This is a genomic window from Pseudomonas sp. S11P7 (genome assembly GCF_023195435.1).
Classification (GTDB): domain Bacteria; phylum Pseudomonadota; class Gammaproteobacteria; order Pseudomonadales; family Pseudomonadaceae; genus Aquipseudomonas; species Aquipseudomonas fluorescens_G.
This window is the reverse complement of sequence record NZ_JALPKS020000002.1, coordinates 2,216,295-2,232,910: the sequence shown is the minus strand read 5'-3', so window position 1 is coordinate 2,232,910 and position 16,616 is coordinate 2,216,295. Positions and strand designations below refer to the sequence as shown.

Annotated in this window: 14 protein-coding genes; 10 read left to right on the top strand and 4 right to left on the bottom strand. The window is 59.6% G+C overall.

Annotated elements, in window-relative coordinates:
• The first annotated feature begins 61 nt into the window (after nucleotides 1-61).
• The 4 genes from psrA (at nucleotide 62) to phnX (ending at nucleotide 4,403) form a co-directional block, all read left to right on the top strand.
• Nucleotides 62-1,153, top strand: coding sequence for an iron-containing alcohol dehydrogenase PsrA (psrA, locus tag M0746_RS10385; protein WP_258449088.1), 1,092 nt, complete (start codon nucleotides 62-64; stop codon nucleotides 1,151-1,153).
• Between the two features lie 134 nt (nucleotides 1,154-1,287).
• On the top strand, nucleotides 1,288-2,583 hold the full coding sequence (locus M0746_RS10380; protein WP_258449087.1) for an MFS transporter: 1,296 nt from the start codon (nucleotides 1,288-1,290) through the stop codon (nucleotides 2,581-2,583).
• A 33-nt stretch (nucleotides 2,584-2,616) separates the two neighbouring features.
• On the top strand, nucleotides 2,617-3,489 hold the full coding sequence (locus M0746_RS10375; RefSeq protein ID WP_258449086.1) for a LysR substrate-binding domain-containing protein: 873 nt from the start codon (nucleotides 2,617-2,619) through the stop codon (nucleotides 3,487-3,489).
• 86 nt (nucleotides 3,490-3,575) lie between these two features.
• Entirely contained in the window at nucleotides 3,576-4,403 is an 828-nt protein-coding gene (gene phnX, locus M0746_RS10370) for a phosphonoacetaldehyde hydrolase (RefSeq protein WP_258449085.1), read from the top strand.
• Nucleotides 4,404-4,470: 67 nt separating this feature from the next.
• Here phnX and M0746_RS10365 read toward each other — a convergent pair whose 3' ends face one another.
• Both M0746_RS10365 and M0746_RS10360 read right to left on the bottom strand, forming a co-directional pair.
• Nucleotides 4,471-6,093 carry an EAL domain-containing protein gene (locus M0746_RS10365; RefSeq protein ID WP_258449084.1) on the bottom strand — a complete coding sequence of 541 codons (1,623 nt, stop codon included), beginning with the start codon at nucleotides 6,091-6,093 and terminating at the stop codon, nucleotides 4,471-4,473.
• Between the two features lie 156 nt (nucleotides 6,094-6,249).
• On the bottom strand, nucleotides 6,250-7,890 hold the full coding sequence (locus M0746_RS10360; protein ID WP_258451464.1) for a sensor domain-containing diguanylate cyclase: 1,641 nt from the start codon (nucleotides 7,888-7,890) through the stop codon (nucleotides 6,250-6,252).
• Between the two features lie 232 nt (nucleotides 7,891-8,122).
• Between M0746_RS10360 and M0746_RS10355 the strand changes: the two genes are divergently transcribed.
• Nucleotides 8,123-8,881: an SDR family oxidoreductase gene (locus M0746_RS10355; protein ID WP_258449083.1), complete on the top strand. Its 759-nt coding sequence runs from the start codon at nucleotides 8,123-8,125 to the stop codon at nucleotides 8,879-8,881.
• 45 nt (nucleotides 8,882-8,926) lie between these two features.
• Complete coding sequence (locus tag M0746_RS10350; protein WP_258449082.1) at nucleotides 8,927-10,384, top strand: MFS transporter; 1,458 nt, start codon at nucleotides 8,927-8,929, stop codon at nucleotides 10,382-10,384.
• 13 nt (nucleotides 10,385-10,397) lie between these two features.
• On the opposite strand, the gene M0746_RS10345 is transcribed toward M0746_RS10350, so the two are convergent.
• Complete coding sequence (locus tag M0746_RS10345) at nucleotides 10,398-11,246, bottom strand: LysR family transcriptional regulator (RefSeq protein WP_093101897.1); 849 nt, start codon at nucleotides 11,244-11,246, stop codon at nucleotides 10,398-10,400.
• 225 nt (nucleotides 11,247-11,471) lie between these two features.
• Here M0746_RS10345 and M0746_RS10340 point away from each other — a divergent pair, with 225 nt between their 5' ends.
• Nucleotides 11,472-11,864, top strand: a complete 393-nt coding sequence (locus M0746_RS10340) for a RidA family protein (protein WP_258449081.1) — start codon at nucleotides 11,472-11,474, stop codon at nucleotides 11,862-11,864.
• A gap of 83 nt (nucleotides 11,865-11,947) precedes the next feature.
• On the opposite strand, the gene M0746_RS10335 is transcribed toward M0746_RS10340, so the two are convergent.
• Complete coding sequence (locus M0746_RS10335) at nucleotides 11,948-12,922, bottom strand: LysR family transcriptional regulator (RefSeq protein ID WP_258449080.1); 975 nt, start codon at nucleotides 12,920-12,922, stop codon at nucleotides 11,948-11,950.
• 502 nt (nucleotides 12,923-13,424) lie between these two features.
• Here M0746_RS10335 and M0746_RS10330 point away from each other — a divergent pair.
• From M0746_RS10330 to M0746_RS10320, 3 genes are all read left to right on the top strand, one after another.
• Entirely contained in the window at nucleotides 13,425-14,075 is a 651-nt protein-coding gene (locus M0746_RS10330; RefSeq protein ID WP_203421910.1) for a response regulator transcription factor, read from the top strand.
• Between the two features lie 310 nt (nucleotides 14,076-14,385).
• The gene (locus tag M0746_RS10325) at nucleotides 14,386-15,891 is read left to right on the top strand and encodes a sensor histidine kinase (RefSeq protein ID WP_258449079.1); all 1,506 of its coding nucleotides are present in this window, start codon (nucleotides 14,386-14,388) and stop codon (nucleotides 15,889-15,891) included.
• Complete coding sequence (locus M0746_RS10320; protein ID WP_258449078.1) at nucleotides 15,888-16,580, top strand: AraC family transcriptional regulator; 693 nt, start codon at nucleotides 15,888-15,890, stop codon at nucleotides 16,578-16,580. The genes M0746_RS10325 and M0746_RS10320 overlap by 4 nt, the downstream gene beginning before the upstream one ends.
• The last annotated feature ends 36 nt before the right edge of the window (nucleotides 16,581-16,616 follow it).

Below are 16,616 nucleotides of genomic sequence, written 5' to 3'. Positions count from 1 at the left end.
GCTGTTGTTGAAGCCGCCCGAGTATGGAGGCACTTCCAACAACAAAAACAAGGGACACACCATGATTGCCCGATTTCACAATCCCGTTGATACACGATTCGGTTGGGGCAGCCTGCATCAACTGGCCGACATCACTGAACACCAGACAGTCGCCCTGGTGACCTTTCCCGAGGCGCGAGGGCTGGGACTGGTCGATCGCATCCAGGACCTGCTGGGCGACCGCCTGGTGTACGTGATCGAGGATGTTCAGCCTAATCCTGACGTGGCCCAGCTGCGTGATACCTATGAACGTTTCTGGCAGGAAGCCGGCGAATGTCACGCGGTCATCGCCGTCGGTGGTGGCAGTGCAATCGATACCGCCAAAGCGTTGATCGTCGGTACTGAGTCGGGCCGCTTTGATGAGTTGCTCGCGTTACTGGCCACCGGCAAGCCCTTCGTCCCTGCGCGCAGCAAGGCATTGATCGCGGCGCCCACCACCGCGGGCACCGGCAGCGAGGTGACGCCTTGGGCAACCATCTGGGATTCGGCCAGCCACAAAAAGTACTCGCTGCACCTTGAGTGCACCTGGCCCAAGGTCGCGATCATCGACCCGCAACTGATGCTGACCGTGCCTGGTGGCGTCACCGTCTCTACCGGCCTGGATGCCTTGTCTCATGCGCTGGAATCGGTCTGGAACGTCAATGCCAATCCGGTCTCGGACACGTTCGCCATCTCCGCCATCGCGGACATTCTGGAATGCCTGCCGCTGCTGCGTCGCGATCTTGCCAACAGCGAACTGCGTTCGCGCATGGCGCTGGCGGCACTAAAGGCCGGATTGGCGTTTTCCAACACCAAAACCGCCCTCGCCCACTCCATCTCCTACGAAATGACGCTGCGTTACGGTTTGCCGCACGGGATTGCCTGCTCCTTTACGTTGCCGCTGGTGCTGGGCATGGCCTGGGGGCACGACGCCGCGCGTGACCGTACCCTGCAACGAATTTTCGGCAACGATCTGCACAAGGCCCAGAATCAGTTGCGTGAATTCCTGCACAGCCTCGGCGTGAAAACCGAATTTGCCGACTATGGCGTCACGGCGGAGCAAGCCGAGCAAATGATTGATTTCGCCATGCAGGGCGCCAGGGGCAAGAACTTTATCGGCGCTAAAGCTGCGTAGCGCCAACCCGGCATCCAACAACCGACAAGCACTGTCAGCGGCGTGACCCGTCGCGACGATTTCCTGCACCGCTCAGAAAAGAGTGCACCCGCCGACACCCTCCGGTGAGAGCGAACAATAATAAGGAAAAGATCATGAATCGTGCTCAAACCATGCCTGCTCTCGCTGGACACGCCGCATCATTTCGAGTCGCTCAATGGCGCATGTTGCTGGCAGCGATGTTCTGCTATCTGTTTTTCTACACCGGCAGGCAAACCTTCGGTTTCGCCATACCCGGAATCCAGGCCGAATTCGGTTTTACCAAGGAACACCTGGGATGGGCATCGGCCGTCATGCTGTGGGCGTATGCCATCGGTCAGGCCATCAACGGCAACCTGGCCGATAAATACGGCGGGCGCCGCATCATGACCGCCGGGGCCGTGCTGTCCTGCATGGCTAACTGGGTGACCAGTTTCGCAAGCAATTTTGCCGCGCTGATCCTGCCCTGGGGCATCAATGGTTATTTCCAGGCATTGGGATGGGCGCCGGGCAGTCGGCTTATCTCCAACTGGTGGAGTGCCGGCGAGCGCGGCAAGGTGTATGGCTTGTATGTGTTCGCCGCCGGGTGCGCCTCGGTACTGTCCTACGTCACCTCGATCGTGGTGCTTGAGGTGATGCATCTGGAGTGGCGCTGGATCTTTCGCTTACCGGTGCTGTTGATGCTGGCGGGCGGGATCATTTTCTATCTGGTTGCGCGCGAGCGTCCGCAGGATCTGGGCTTCGAACCGCCTGTGGACACCGGGGTCGCCAATGCCGATGACAAGGGTCACGAAGTGGCACAGGGCGAAATCGAAACCTCTGCACAACGCTACAAGGCTGTGCTGAAAAACGTTCGTCTGATCATTGCTGCAGTCTCCCTGGGTTTTCAGAACGCCGCACGCTATGGCCTGATCGTCTGGGTACCGGTGCACTTTCTGGGCGCGAACTGGAAGACCGGCGACAGCCTGGTCGATCCGAAGTGGATCACCGTCGCCCTACCGGTCGGGATGGCCGTCGGCGCGCTGAGCAATGGCTGGATCTCGGACAAACTGTTCGGCTCAAAGCGCTACCTGGCGATCATGCTCTACATGGTGCTCGGCGCCGCCACCAGTCTGTGGATGTGGACGTTGGCACCGCACAGCGCCACCGGCCTTGTCGCTCTGTTCCTCTGCGGGTTCTTTGTGTACGGCCCTGCGTCGAGTTTCTGGGCGCTCTGTCCCGATCTGGTCGGAGCTAAGCGTGCAGGCACGGCAACCGGTGTGATGAATTTTTCGTCCTATCTGTTCGCTGGCCTGGCGGAACCGCTGATCGGCAGTATGCTCGACAGTACCGGTAACACGTCGTTGATCTTCATCGTGGTCACAACCGCCTGCCTGTGCAGCGCAGTGGTCGCGCTGTTCATTCGGCGATAAGCATCGATTCGCGGTTCGGCAACGGGAACTCTTATGTACCAGTACCACAAGTGGCTACGTTCTTTTCACGCGGTAGCGAAGACCGGCAGCTTCACGCTCGCCGCCGAATACCTGAGCGTCGGCCAGCCGACAGTCAGTGAGCAGGTCAACGCACTGGAAAAGAAGTTTTCCGTGGAACTGTTTCATCGTCGCGGCCGCTTTATCGAAATGAGTTCGGCGGGACACAAGCTTTATGCAATCACCCAGGGCCTGTTCGGCCAAGAGGATGAAGCCGTGCAACTCTTACAGAGCTTCAAGCAACGCAAGACAGGCATGCTGCGTTTGGGTGCGGTGTCCCCGCCCATCGCGATGAACCTGACGTACGAATTGATGCAGCGTCACCCTGACATTGAAATCGAGACCTCGTTTTCGCCGGAAAAGGAGACGCTGAACCGGCTGTTCAACTTCGACATCGATGTAGCGATTCTGGCGCTGTCCGAATTCGATGAGCGTTTTGATACGCAACTGTACCGGCGCTATCCGATCATTGCCGTCGTGCGCGAAGACCACCCCTGGGCAAGCCAGAAAGAGGTCCATGTCGAGCAGATCAGCAGTGAGAAATGGGTGCTCCGGGAAAAGAACTCACGCACGCGTCAGCTGGTGGAAGAAAGCTGCAAGCGCCTCGGCGTCTCGCTGAACTGCGTGATGCAGTTGAACAGCCGTGAAGCGATCGTGCATGCCATCGCCAAGGGCATCGGCATCGGGTTTGTCTCTGCCGTCGAATACGCCGAAACCCCCAATACCAAACCCATCACATTTGTGAATCACCCGTTTTCCATCGACTACCACTTGTGCTGCCTGGGTATTCGTAGAAACCGGCCAATGATTGCGGAGTTGTTCGACGCCCGTTCAACGCCGGTTATCTGATTCTGTAACGCACTTCAACAAACGATAAGCCTACTTCTCATGAATGAGAGGGACGGCCTTCCCTTACCTGAAAGTGGAGATTGACCATGCATTACCAACAACCTGCTCAACTGCAAGCCGTGGTTCTGGACTGGGCCGGCACCGTCGTGGATTTCGGCTCGTTCGCCCCTACGCAGATTTTCGTCGAAGCCTTCGCTGAGTTTGGCGTAGCGGTTTCGCTGGAGGAAGCACGCGGTCCCATGGGCATGGGAAAGTGGGACCACATCCGGACTTTATGCAACCAGCCACAGATTGCCGAACGTTACCGCGCGGTGTTCGATCGCTTTCCGACTGACGAGGACGTCACCGCGCTTTATGAGCGTTTCATGCCGCTGCAAATCGAGAAGATCGCATTGCACTCGGCGCTGATTTCCGGCGCCCTGGATACCATCGATGCGCTGCGCGAGCAGGGTTTGAAAATCGGCTCCTGTTCGGGTTATCCGGCCGTGGTCATGGCCAAAGTAGTGGAGCTGGCGCGCCACAATGGCTACGTTGCTGACCATGTGGTAGCGACCGACGAAGTGCCCAATGGCCGCCCACATCCCGCTCAGGCGCTGGCTAACGTGATTGCCCTGGGGGTCAGCGACGTCGCCGCTTGCGTCAAGGTCGACGACACCTGGCCCGGCATCCTTGAGGGCCGCAGTGCCGGCATGTGGACGGTCGCGCTGACCTGTTCCGGCAATGCCCTGGGTTTGACTTACGAGCAGTACAAGGCGTTGCGCCCCGAAAAGCTGGCAGAAGAACGCGCCCGTATCACAAAAATGTTCGAAGGCTCTCGTCCGCATTACCTGATCGACACGATCGTCGAGTTACCGGCAGTCATCGAAGACATCAACGCTCGTCTGGCGCGCGGTGAAACCCCGCAAGGTTGCTGACCCGAACGGAAAAATGAGATGACCGTGGCCGCCTCCGGGCGGCTACGTTTGAGCAACATCTCGGCCATTAGCCAGATGAATCATGCTGCAGATCCGGCGAGACCCGATGAGAGGGCTGATGACCCTCTATACCGGGTGCTGCTGTGCCGGGCCGACTCTCCAGGTAATGCTTTTTGAACGCTGCGCAATCCATGGCTTTTGCAAACAGCCATCCTTGCGCATACCGCACCTGATTTGCGCGCAAATAGCCCAGTTGCGCCGGTGCCTCGACGCCTTCAGCGACAAGGGTCAGCGCCAACGCGTGGCCCAGCTGAATGACGTGCGTGATCAACAGGCTGCTCTGCTCGGCCTCGCCAATCTGCTCGACAAAGGAGCGGTCGATCTTGAGGACGTCCAGCGGTAGTTGCTGCAGGTACTGCAAACTCGAATAGCCAGTGCCGAAGTCATCCAGCGCGACAACAAACCCGGCGCTTCGCGCGCGCTCAAGGGTCATCTTCGCTGGCGCCAGATCGATAAGGCTGCGCTCTGTCACTTCGAGCCATATCTGGGAAGGCAGCACGTCGACGCGAGCGGCCTGGTTCAACAATGCCGGTATCAACCTTCCAGAGCACACGTCGGCGGCAGCAAGGTTCAACGCCACATGCAGCGAACGGTCACGCGCCAGCATCTCGCCAAGATCCTCGAATACGCTGTTGACCACTTGGTCGGTGATCGCTTCAATCAAACCGCTGGACTCTGCCAGAGGAATGAACACGTCCGGATAGATCAGCGTGCCGTTGGGTTTTCGCCAGCGGACCAAAGCTTCAGCGCCGATGCAGTGCTGAGTTTCGATCTCAATGATCGGCTGATAGTGAACGATGAATTCGTGCCGCTGCACGGCACGCTCCAGTGCGGCCAGAGGAGACAGCTTGCGACGCCACCAACGCAGGGTCATGAACACCAGGCCCACAGCAATTGCCAGACCGATCGGCAGCAGATACAAGACCTGCTGCACCAGGCTGCGCAACAGCTCCTCTCGCGGGATCGCCGCGATGACGGTGAAGTTGCCCTGAGCTACAAGCGTGTAGAGAAAGCCGTCCTTGAGGCCATGTGTCGGACCTTGATGCACCAAGGCGAGGAAGCTTGCCATATTCGAATCTGCCGGCCCCAGCAAGCGACCCTGCCGCGTACCGACAGCCAGCCTGACGCCTTCATCCAGCACGACCTCGCGAAACTGTTCAGGGTCCACCAGCACATTGAACGCGGCGAATTGCAGTGCCAGCATCGGCTTGATCAGCGCGTTGTCGTCGTGCGCATCAAGGGAGACCTTGACCCCATCGTCGGTAACGAAGTCTTCTGCCCATGCCTTTGACCGAGGCGGCGCAGCGCCCCACGACGTGCAGGCGAATACATCTTCTTCGTAGCCCACTGACTCGACCGAAAAAGTGTTCATGGCGATCATGCGCATCTGCTCAACGCCCTGTGGCGAGCAGGGCTCCAGATCGGTGATGGCGATGCTTTTGAGGGCCTGGGTGGCCTGCGCAAACGTCTGGCTGGCGCGATCGTTTGCGATCGCAGCCAGCGTTTGCAGCCGTTCCTGTGCGGCATGGATCGACAGCATCCACCCAGCCGCGAACGTCATGCCTAACGGAATGACCACCGCGAGGATGGTCAGCAGTACTCCCCGCCGCATGATTTTTGAACGCTTCATTTCACCGTCCGAATGATGGGGCCGTGACACGTCTTGCTGTTTGCCGGCCCGGACGTTTGCTCGGCACCTGATGCTGCTTTTAGCGTGGAATCGACAGAGAATCAACAAACCAGTCGATAAGTGCAGGGATTGCTGATTTGCATCAGTGGTCGAGGCTCATGTGGGCGTGCTTGACGGCATGGGTGAGCAGAATTCCACCCGGTTGCGTCCGCCCTGTTTGGCCCGGTACAGGCATTCGTCAGCTTTCTTGAGGACGACCTCTGCCGTGGTTGGCAGATGTTCACAGGTTGCCACACCGATCGAAGCGGTAATGCGCCCCACGGTCGGAATATCGCAGGTAGCAATGGCCTGACGAATTCGCTCAGCGATGATGCTTGCCGATTCAACGTCGGTTTCCGGCAGGATCAGCAAGAACTCCTCTCCCCCTGCCCGGCATGCAAGATCGCCGGCACGGGAATGGGTTTGCAAGGTTTGTGCGACCTGTTTTATCGCCAGGTCGCCCTTGTCGTGACCAAAGGTGTCGTTGACCCGCTTGAAATGGTCGATGTCCAGCGACAGCACCGAATACGTCCGACCGGCGCGCTCCAGGGCGCGCAGTTCCTCATCCATGGCCCTGCGATTGGCCAGACCGGTCATGGGATCGGCAAATGCTTGCTGGCTCAGGCGGCCCAGCTTCGCTTGCAACAACTGCACGCCGGCAAGCATCGCCTGGCGAATGGAAAACGCCTCGCGGTACCAGGCTTTTACGTGGTGAAGCTGTTCTGTCGCCTGCGGCGCCGACAACTGTCGGGCGATAAGCGAGAGCTGGTTCAACGGGCGACAGATCAGCAAGGTGCCAAGCCAGATCAGCACAAAGCCGATCACTGCGGCAGGCACCATTCCCCGCAGAACATCGCGCATCAATGTCTCCAGCGGCGCCAGACTGATCTCCCGTGGCTGCTGCGCGACCACAGCCCAGCCGGCGCCCGGTACCTGCGCGTATCCGGCCAGCATGGGCACGCCTTTGTAATTACGTACGGTCATTGAGCCGCTTTCGCCCCGTAACGCTGCATCCACGGTTTTGCTCCATCCCAGTGTGTCGCCAATGCGCGACGCGTCAGGGTGAAAGAGCAACTGGCGATCCTGATCGGCGACAAAGGCAAACGTACCTTCGTGATGAAAGTGACGACTGATCAAGGTGTGCAGTGCGTTGTCCTCGCGCAGATAAACCGAGCCGCCGATGATGCCCACGTAACGCTGGGCAGCGTCATAAACGGGTTCGGAAATGAACACGACGAGATTGCCCGCCGACGACGTGTAAGCCGAGCTTATAAAGGAGCGCTTCGCCTCGATGGCGTTGCGAATGGCATCCGAGTGCAAGGTAGAGCCATTGATTTGCAGGGCGTCCGGGTACGCCTCCAGCACCTTGGCATTGCTATCGACAATGGCGATCGAGTTGAAATCGGCGTCCTGTTTTTGCAGACGAAGCGCTTCGCCGCGCATGACGCTGGGATCACCCCAGGCTTTGCCCAATTCATCGGCGCCAAACCGCAGATGGTTCTGCGCCGAATGAATAAATTCGGACAGGCTCGAAGCGACCTTCGCGGCATAGGCGCTGTTCGATTGCAGCGCGTGGTCCAGCAAAGCATCACGCTGCACGCGGTAGGCGGTGATCAGACTGTTGGCCAACGTCGCCAGAACAGACAGCAACACGAGGGCGAGTATCAGCCAGCGCAAGTTCAGCACGGCCACGGGTTGCCGGGCGCCCAGCGTCTCGTCGCTGACTGGCTGATTCGGAGTGTCCGTTCTGTCGCTCATGGTCTGCCCTGACACGTCTGTTTTTCGAATTGGTTTTGCAAGCGGCCCAGCGAGTATAAGCGCTCGGGCAGCGGACATGATTTTTTCATGGGTTCAACCGAACGCTCAAGGGCGCCCCCACAAAACTGAACAACCAACGTGCATTTCTGGCAGTCCCGCCCGCCCCTGACTCCTCTCACAATGGCCGCCACTGTGGTTACACGCATCCACACCCAGGACCGAGGAGTCAGCTATGTCAGGTAAATTCGCCAATCAGGTTGCAGTCGTTACCGGCGCTTCCACCGGGATCGGCTTTGCGATTGCGCAGGGGTTGATTGCAGAGGGTGCGAAACGGGTTTACATCACTGGCCGTTCTGCAGCCACGCTGGAGGCGGCGGTCGTCAGGCTCGGCGATAAGGCCGTTGCGGTCATTTCCGATGTCGCGCGGCAGACGGATCTGGACACGCTGAAAGCGACGATTGAAGCCCACGATGATCAGTTGGACGCGGTGTTTGCCAACGCGGGTATTTGTGAAAAGAACCCGCTGGGCGAAACCACCGAAGCGGCTTACTTCAAGCTGTTCGACATTAATGTGAAGGGTGTCTTCTTTACGGTTCAGACGTTACTGCCATTGATGAAAAATGGCGCGTCGATCGTATTGACGGCTTCTATCTGTTCCAGCAACGGCATGGAAGGGCTGAGCCTCTATAACGCTTCCAAGGCAGCCGTGCGCTCCTTCGCCCGGACCTGGGCCAACGAACTCAAAGGTCGCAAGATCCGCGCAAATGTCCTGAGCCCTGGGTTCACCCGCACGCCACTGATGAATAACGGTTTGAACATGAGCGAGAGCGACATTGCCGCACTGCGCCAGCATGTCGAGCAGATCACGCCGCTGGGGTATATGGCCCAGCCGGAAGAAATCGCCTCGTCGGCGCTGTTCCTGGCCTCGGCCGATGCGAAATATGTCAACGGCGTGGAACTGATGGTCGACGGCGGCCTGTCGCAGATCTGAACACGCCTTTCCATAAATCCGAGCGGTTTCACACAGGAGATTCCTATGCCTGCGAAAAAGGTATCGTCGCCGGAGCCGCGGCGCTGGTTGATGTTCGCCATCCTGTTGGTCGGTGCGTTTTTGCCGCCTCTGGATTTTTTTATCGTCAATGTGGCGCTGCCCTCGATTCAGCAATCGCTGGGCACCGCCTCCTCCGCCGAACAGTTGATCATCTCCTCGTACGCGGCGTTGTATGCGGTGACGCTGATTACCGGCGGACGCCTGGGTGACCTCTACGGCCGCATGAGGATGTTCTTCGTCGGCCTGGTGGGATTTGCAGTCGCCTCTCTGATCTGCGGCTTCGCCGAGTCGCCGTGGATGCTGATCGCCGGGCGTTCGCTGCAAGGCGTGACGGCAGCGATCATGGCGCCCCAGGCGCTCGCTTCGGTGCAGGCCATATTCCCCGAGTCGGAGAAGCCGTTGGCGCTGAGCCTGTATGGCGCGGTCTTTGGCCTGGCGTCGGTCATCGGCCAGGCCTTGGGCGGGATCTTGATATCGCTCAACCTGATGGGCCTGGGCTGGCGGGCGATATTTCTGGTCAATTTGCCGATTGCGTTGCTGGTGATCCTGATCGCTATTCCAGTGGTCAGGGAAACCCGTGCACGACAGACCACCCGGCTGGATCTGGGCGGAACGGCACTTTCTGTTCTGACCCTTGGGGCGCTGATCGTGCCGCTGATCGAAGGACGTGAGGCGGGCTGGCCGTTGTGGGCCTGGCTGTCGCTTGCAGCGGTGCCACTGCTGGCCTGGTGGTTCTGGCGCTACGAAGCCCGGCTACGCCAGTCAGGCGGCGCACCGTTGCTTGATCCTGCGGCATTACGTGCGCCTGGCCTTGGGCGGGCGTTGCTCGTCGCGCTGAGCTTCTACTCGATCGGCGTGTTTTTCCTGCTGTTTTCCATTTACCTACAGGGCGCCCTGCGCACGAGCCCACTCGATGCGGGTCTGGTGTTCCTGCCTTTCGGCGCCGGATTTTTGCTGGGGCCGCTCTCGACAAGGCAGTTCGGGCGTGTTCTGGGCGCCTATGTGAATCCCGTCGGCATGGCACTGGAAGTGCTGGGGCTTGTGCTGCTGGCCGCGCTGGTGACACAGACGCCAATGACCGCCAGCCCCGCTGCGCTGCCACTTGCCGTGAGTCTCTTCTTGATCGGTTTCGGCCAAGGGCTGGCACTGCCAACCTTGATGCGCATGATCACCGGGCGTGTGGCGCCCGCGTACTCGGGCATGATTGCGGGCATTACCAGTTCCACCCTGCAAATCAGCACATCCCTGAGCGTGGCGATCATCGGCGGGATTTTTTACACCCTGCTGGGAACGAATACGGCCGCAGCTGCCATCACTCACGCCTTCACCGTCTCGCTAATGTGCATGGCGGCCTGCCTGACAGTCGGTACGGGACTGAGCATTACCCTGGCGCGCCAGCCGGCTGGCGGATTGCAGACCGCTGCGATGCAGCCGACCGAATGAGTCAACGGCCTGCTTATGAGCCGATCATGCTGGCAGCAAGGTCGGCAAGGGCGCGCAAGCTGTCCATCTGGCGCATGTCCTGGTGATAACCCATCCATATATCGCGACCCGGTGGCGGCGCATGCGGATCAATCAGGCGCAGCGCTGTCAGCCGATCGCCCAACGCGCGCGGGAGTACCGCAACGCCCTGCCCTTGCGCGCACATTTGCGCCTGGACGGTGCGGCTGCTGCTGGTAAACACGGTACGAGCCAGCGGGTAACGCTGCTGCAGCCACTGCACATCCGGGTAATGAGACTGAGCGACGCTCATGGTGATCAAGCCAAGCCCCTCGCCCTCGGGTTTTGGCTCAGGAGCATCGACGGCCGCGTATAAGCCGTAGCTCAGGGTCGTCAGTTTGCGGTGAACGATATCCGGTTCGGTGAACGGCACGATTCGAAACGCGATGTCGGCGTCGCGACGCGCCAGGTCGAACAGTCGATGCCCGGCGATGACCTCGGGCACGATCAATGGATAACGTTGACCCAGCTCACGCAGGACCGGGGCCAACACATAGCAGGCGAACCAGTCAGCGCAAGAGATGCGCAACACACCTTCAGGCTGGGCGCTTTCCCCGGCGAGGCGCCTTTCGATGGCCAAGGCACTTTGCTCCATGTCCTGCGCCAGGCTGAGGACCTTCTCGCCGCTGTCGGTCAGCACCAGTCCTTGGGCGGTGCGAAGGAAAATCGGCTGGCCGCTGGACTGCTCAAGCACCTGCAAGCGCCGCCCCACCGTCGGGTGGCTGACCCCGAGCAGCTTGGCGGCAGCACCCAGTGACCCGGTGCGGGCAACCGCGAGAAACACTCGCATATCACTCCAGTCCATGCTTTACCCCGTACAAAGTTGAACAGTGAGAGTGCTGCAATGGCAGTGCCGTAGCAATCCCGCGCGCTCCCTACTTGTTCGCATGAATGTTTGTCGACGCATCATGAGGAAGGTGGAGATGAAGACAGGTTTTATTTACAACATCATGGAGCCGATGACTCGAATGGACGCCGCTCTGGCATCTGGGTTAATTTTTTTTCCGTTTATTCATAAGGCGCCACGACCATGACTGATCGTCAGATCATTATTCCAGACAGCATGACATTGCTCTGTGAGCAGGCCGGTTATGCACCCGCAGTAAAGGTTGGAAAAACCCTTTACTGCGCGGGTCAGGTGGGCCGCACGCCGGAACTAGCCGTGATCGAAGACCCTGAGCAGCAGTTTCTGGCAGCCTGGGAAAATCTCCGGCTCGTCTTGCAAGCCGGTGGCTGCGCATTTGCAGACGTTGTGGAAATGACCACTTATCATGTCGATATTCACCGGCACATGCCGACATTCAGACGCGTGAAGGATGCAGTCTTTCCCAGAGGCACTTGTGCATGGACCTGCATAGGCGTCGCGGAGCTGGCTCGACCGGGTCTTCTTGTGGAGATCAAGTGCGTGGCCGTAGCACGATGAAGTTCTTACAGGCACTGAATATGGAAGTTCAATGATCCCTTACAGCTGGACTTGATTCGTCAGCTCGAAGTCGCCTGATCCGGCTAATACGCCGCCAGCCAAGACTGAGTGCTGTGCCGGAGCGCTGACAATTTCGGCACCACCTGCAACTCGACGGGCGTACTGAGGCAGGCCTGACAACGCGAACGCAACCAGCGCTGGCCGACATCGTTGTGCGCCGCGCCGCGCCAGGCCATGGAGAGGTTTCGCGTCGGCAGCGACAATGGGACCGCCTCGGCCCGGATACCTTGGGCCAACGCCATCGCGCGGGCGACATAGTCGGGAACAATGGCGAGCATTTCGCTCTGCGCCAGCAACCTCGGCAATGCGCTGAATTGCGGCACCGTCAACACCACCTTGCGCTGGCGCCCAGACAGGCTCAACGCCTGATCGGTATCGTCAGCCGCGTTGCCCACCGATGACACGACGATGTGCGGGCGTTGGCAGAACTCCTGCAGCGTCACTGCCTCGGCGCGGTTGTCGGCACGCAATAGCATCGGCCGGACGGTACGCAGGCTTTTGCGCCGCGCACTCGCCGGCAGATCGAGCGTATGGCTGATACCCAGGGAAATTTCACCATTGAACAGCCGTTGCGACATTTGCTGCTGGTCAACGCGCAGCACGATCAAAGTGATGTTCGGTGCCTCCATGCGCAGTTGCCGAAGCAAACGCGGCAACAGCGCGTACTCGACATCATCGGATAGCCCCACATGAAACGTCGCCTCACTGGTGCCCGGCTCAAATGACTGGCAACGGCTCACCGCCGCAGCAATGCCATCCAGCGCCGGTGTCAGGTTGGCGAATATTTCCTCCGCTCGCGCCGTCGGCTCCATCACCCTGCCCACGCGAATGAACAACGGATCATCGAACAACTGACGCAAACGCCCAAGGGCGGCGCTGATCGTCGGTTGGCCGAGGAACAGCTTCTCGCCAACGCGGGTAACACTGCGCTCATGCATCATCGTTTCAAACACCACCAACAGATTCATGTCGACGCGACGCAGATCATTTCTGTTCATGGACTTCACCACCCGGCACGCAGCCATTGAGTATTACCGACAGCGATCAGGTTACGACCCGGGTTGCCAGGCGTCTGTGCTACATCAGGTCAGGATGTTCATGCGTTGGGTGCGCTCTCTGATACTTGAGTATGAAACTGCAGAGAGGGCTGAGGTGAACGGTTGTGTGCGCAGCTGATCCCTGTCTCGCATCACCTGCGACTGGCAGTTTTTCCGGGTTTTTTGTCCTAGCCGGTCACGCCGTCGGGCATCTAGCATGCTGAACCGATTTATTCGCTCCTGAAACGAACGACTATCGACGCGTGCGCATGTCTGCGTCTGGAGCATCGACAGCCATCCCGCGCCCGTTACGCTGGCGACCAAAGGGAGAAAAGCGCATTGAATGCCTTTTGTCAGGCATCGATTCGCTTTGCAGGATCAGCGCTAAAATCGAGCTGGCGATTTTAGCTCTCGAGTCGGTGTCGCGCAGGCCCGGTCAGTCAAAACCCTGGGAACACAAGCAATGAACAATCATCCCGCCCACAACAGTAATCCTGGCGAGCCGGTGGTCTACATCGTCGACGACGATGCCGGGTTGCGCGAATCGCTCGGGAGCCTGTTGCGCTCGATCGGCCTGCAGGTCGAGCTGTTTGCCTCGGTCGCTGAATTCATGAATCACCCGCGTCCGGACACCGTCAGTTGCCTGGTGCTCGATGTCCGACTGCAGGGCAGCAGCGGCCTGGATTTCCAGAACGAGCTGGCGGCTGCCGGCATCAGCGTACCGATTGTGTTCATCACCGGGCATGGCGATATCGCCATGACCGTGCGCGCGATGAAGGCCGGTGCCGTGGACTTTCTGACCAAACCCTTTCGCGAGCAGGACCTGATCGATGCTGTCTGCGCCGCGCATGCCCGCGACAAGCAGCGTCGCGAGTCCGGACGGCACGCGCAGGAGCTACGTACGCGCCACGCCACGTTGACGCCCCGGGAGCAGACGGTCATGGCGCTGGCGGCTTCCGGTCTGATGAACAAGCAGATCGCGGGAGAGATCGGGCTAAGTGAAATCACCGTGAAGATCCATCGTGGTCAGGCCATGCGCAAGATGGGCGCGCGCTCGTTTGCCGATCTGGTGCGCATGGCCGAGGCCATCGCCGCGCAGTCGGCCAATCGCTGACAGCGCCTGCCCGCGCGGTGCGGCCATGCAACTCAGCGCGGCTAATACCTCGGTATAGCCGCGCCATACCTGGACATGCCTGCATTGACCCAATGTAGCGGTGCCCGACTCCATACCCTTGCCCTACCATCATTTCCCATAACAAGAACGGCCCGGGTGCGGCTCACGCTCGATTCTTGAATGCGTGATACAGCCGCCGCGCAAGAGCAACTCGACACGTTTATTTCTGCGTCATTCTGCCCGTCACTCAGTTTGTCCGGCATCAGCCCCAGGTTGCGTTGCCGTCCGACCGCAAAAACCGGAATAACAAATGTCTATCTACAAACGTCGCGCACAGCTTTTTTGTTCAGACGGCGTTGCCTGGCTGGCAGCCGTTGCCGTGGGCAGCACGATTTTCATTACCCATTCATACCTGGACTTTGATGTAGCACCCACGCTGTTCTATTTCACCCTGCTCTTCATGTCTGCCAACATCTTCCCCGTACCGCTGTTCATCGCTGTGGCCGCAGGATGCATCATCCATCTGACCGTCAGTTTCATCCTCGACGCAGGCTATCGCGACCACGGTTTGATCGGCGCTTTTGTTCGCTGCCTGATCGCTTTGATCACCACCAGCCTGCTTGCGCTGCACAGCAAGCGGGCGAACGAGACGCTGCGACGCAACGCAGCGTTTTTTATCGGTGCGCAGAAACTCAGTCACACCGGCAGCGTTGGTTTCACCCTCGGCGCAGAAAACAACGTCAGCGTGTCGTGGTCAGAGGAATCGTCGCGCATTTTCGAATACCCACCCCTCGTTACGCCCACACTGAAGATGGTCAAGGCCCGGACTCATCCCGATGACCTGCCGCTCATTGACGGTGTTCTGGAACAGGCAGCACGCCATCAGGATCTGATTGAAGTGGAGCATCGGCTGGTCATGCCCGACGGCCGGGTCAAGTTCGTGCAAATGATCGCCAGCCCATTGTTCAAGCACGGTAGCCGTTGCGAATACGTCGGCGCATTGATGGATGTCACGGCCGCCAGGCAAGCGGAAGAGGCGCTGTTTCACTCCCAGGCCACTCTTGCCCATGTGACGCGGTTGAGTTCCATGGGCGAGTTGGCCGCCTCGATCGCTCACGAGATCAATCAACCGCTCGCCGCCGTGATCACCAGCGGCGAATCCTGCAAACGCTGGATCAACCGGCCCGAGCCGAACCTTGAAGAAGCCCGGCGTTCGCTGGATCGGGTCATACAGAACTCTGCACGAGTGTCCGACGTGATCACTTGCATCCGGGCGCTCTCACGGCAGAGCGAAGTACAGCGCAACACCGAGCGCTTCGACGATATCGTCAAGGACTCGCTGACGCTGATGCAGCATGACATCGCTCTGCACGAGGTCCGACCGCATGCACAGCTTGGCGCCCCCGAAGCGTTGATCAAGGGCGACCGGGTGCAACTGCAGCAAGTGATCATCAACCTGATCATCAATGCATGCCAGGCCATGGCCAATGTCCACGACCGGCCCCGCACGCTGCGCATCAGCACCTCGCTGCAGCAAAACGAAGCGGTGCTGCAAATCACCGATTCCGGCGCCGGCATCGCCGAGGACATTCTTCCTTCGTTGTTTGACCCCTTCTTCACCACCAAGCCGACAGGCCTGGGCATGGGCTTGTCGATCTGCCGTTCAATCATCGAATTCCACGGTGGGCACATCTGCGTGGACAGCACCGAAGGGGTCGGCACGCAGTTCCGCTTCACCCTGCCGCTGCATGACGTCAGACACGAACCCTGCGCGTTTCCAACCCCGTCAACCGTATACAAAGGCCTGGAACAGTGACTACTTCGCACGACACACCACAGGCAACACCGGGTAAACCGCGCAGCGTCATTTTCGTCGCGTATCCGCAAATGGGTCTGCTTGACATGAGCGGCGCCCAGACGGTGTTCTGGGTCGCGACCCGACGTCTGGCTGACCTCGGCCTGCCCGGCTACACGCTGCATACCGCGAGCCTGCGAGGGGGGCCGATACGCACCGCCGAAGGCCTTACGGTGCAAACGATTCGTCTGGGAGACCTGACACTGGAGCCGATGCACACGTTGATCGTCCCAGGCTCGCCGTATATTCGCCAGGCCTTGGTTGACAGTTCGCCGCTGGTGGAATGGTTGCACAAGGCGTATTCCAGAGTCGAACGGAGCACCTCCGTATGCAGCGGTGCGTTTTTTCTCGCACGGGCCGGGTTGCTCGACGGCCTGCGGGTGGCGACTCACTGGGCCATGGCGGATCAGTTCGAGCGCCTGTTCCCACAGGTCGAACTGGATCGTGAAGCGATCTTTGTCGAGCAGGGCCCGGTATGGACCTCGGCGGGCGTCAGCGCGGGGATAGACCTGTCTCTGGCACTGGTCGAGGCGGACCACGGCCGCGAAGTAGCCATGCAGGTGGCCAGGCGCCTGGTGGTGTACTACCGGCGCCCGGACAATCAGGCGCAATGGAACCCGTTACTGCAGTCGCAATATTCAACGCAGTAACCGCATGCCCATACTCGGGTATGACGGTCATGCCCC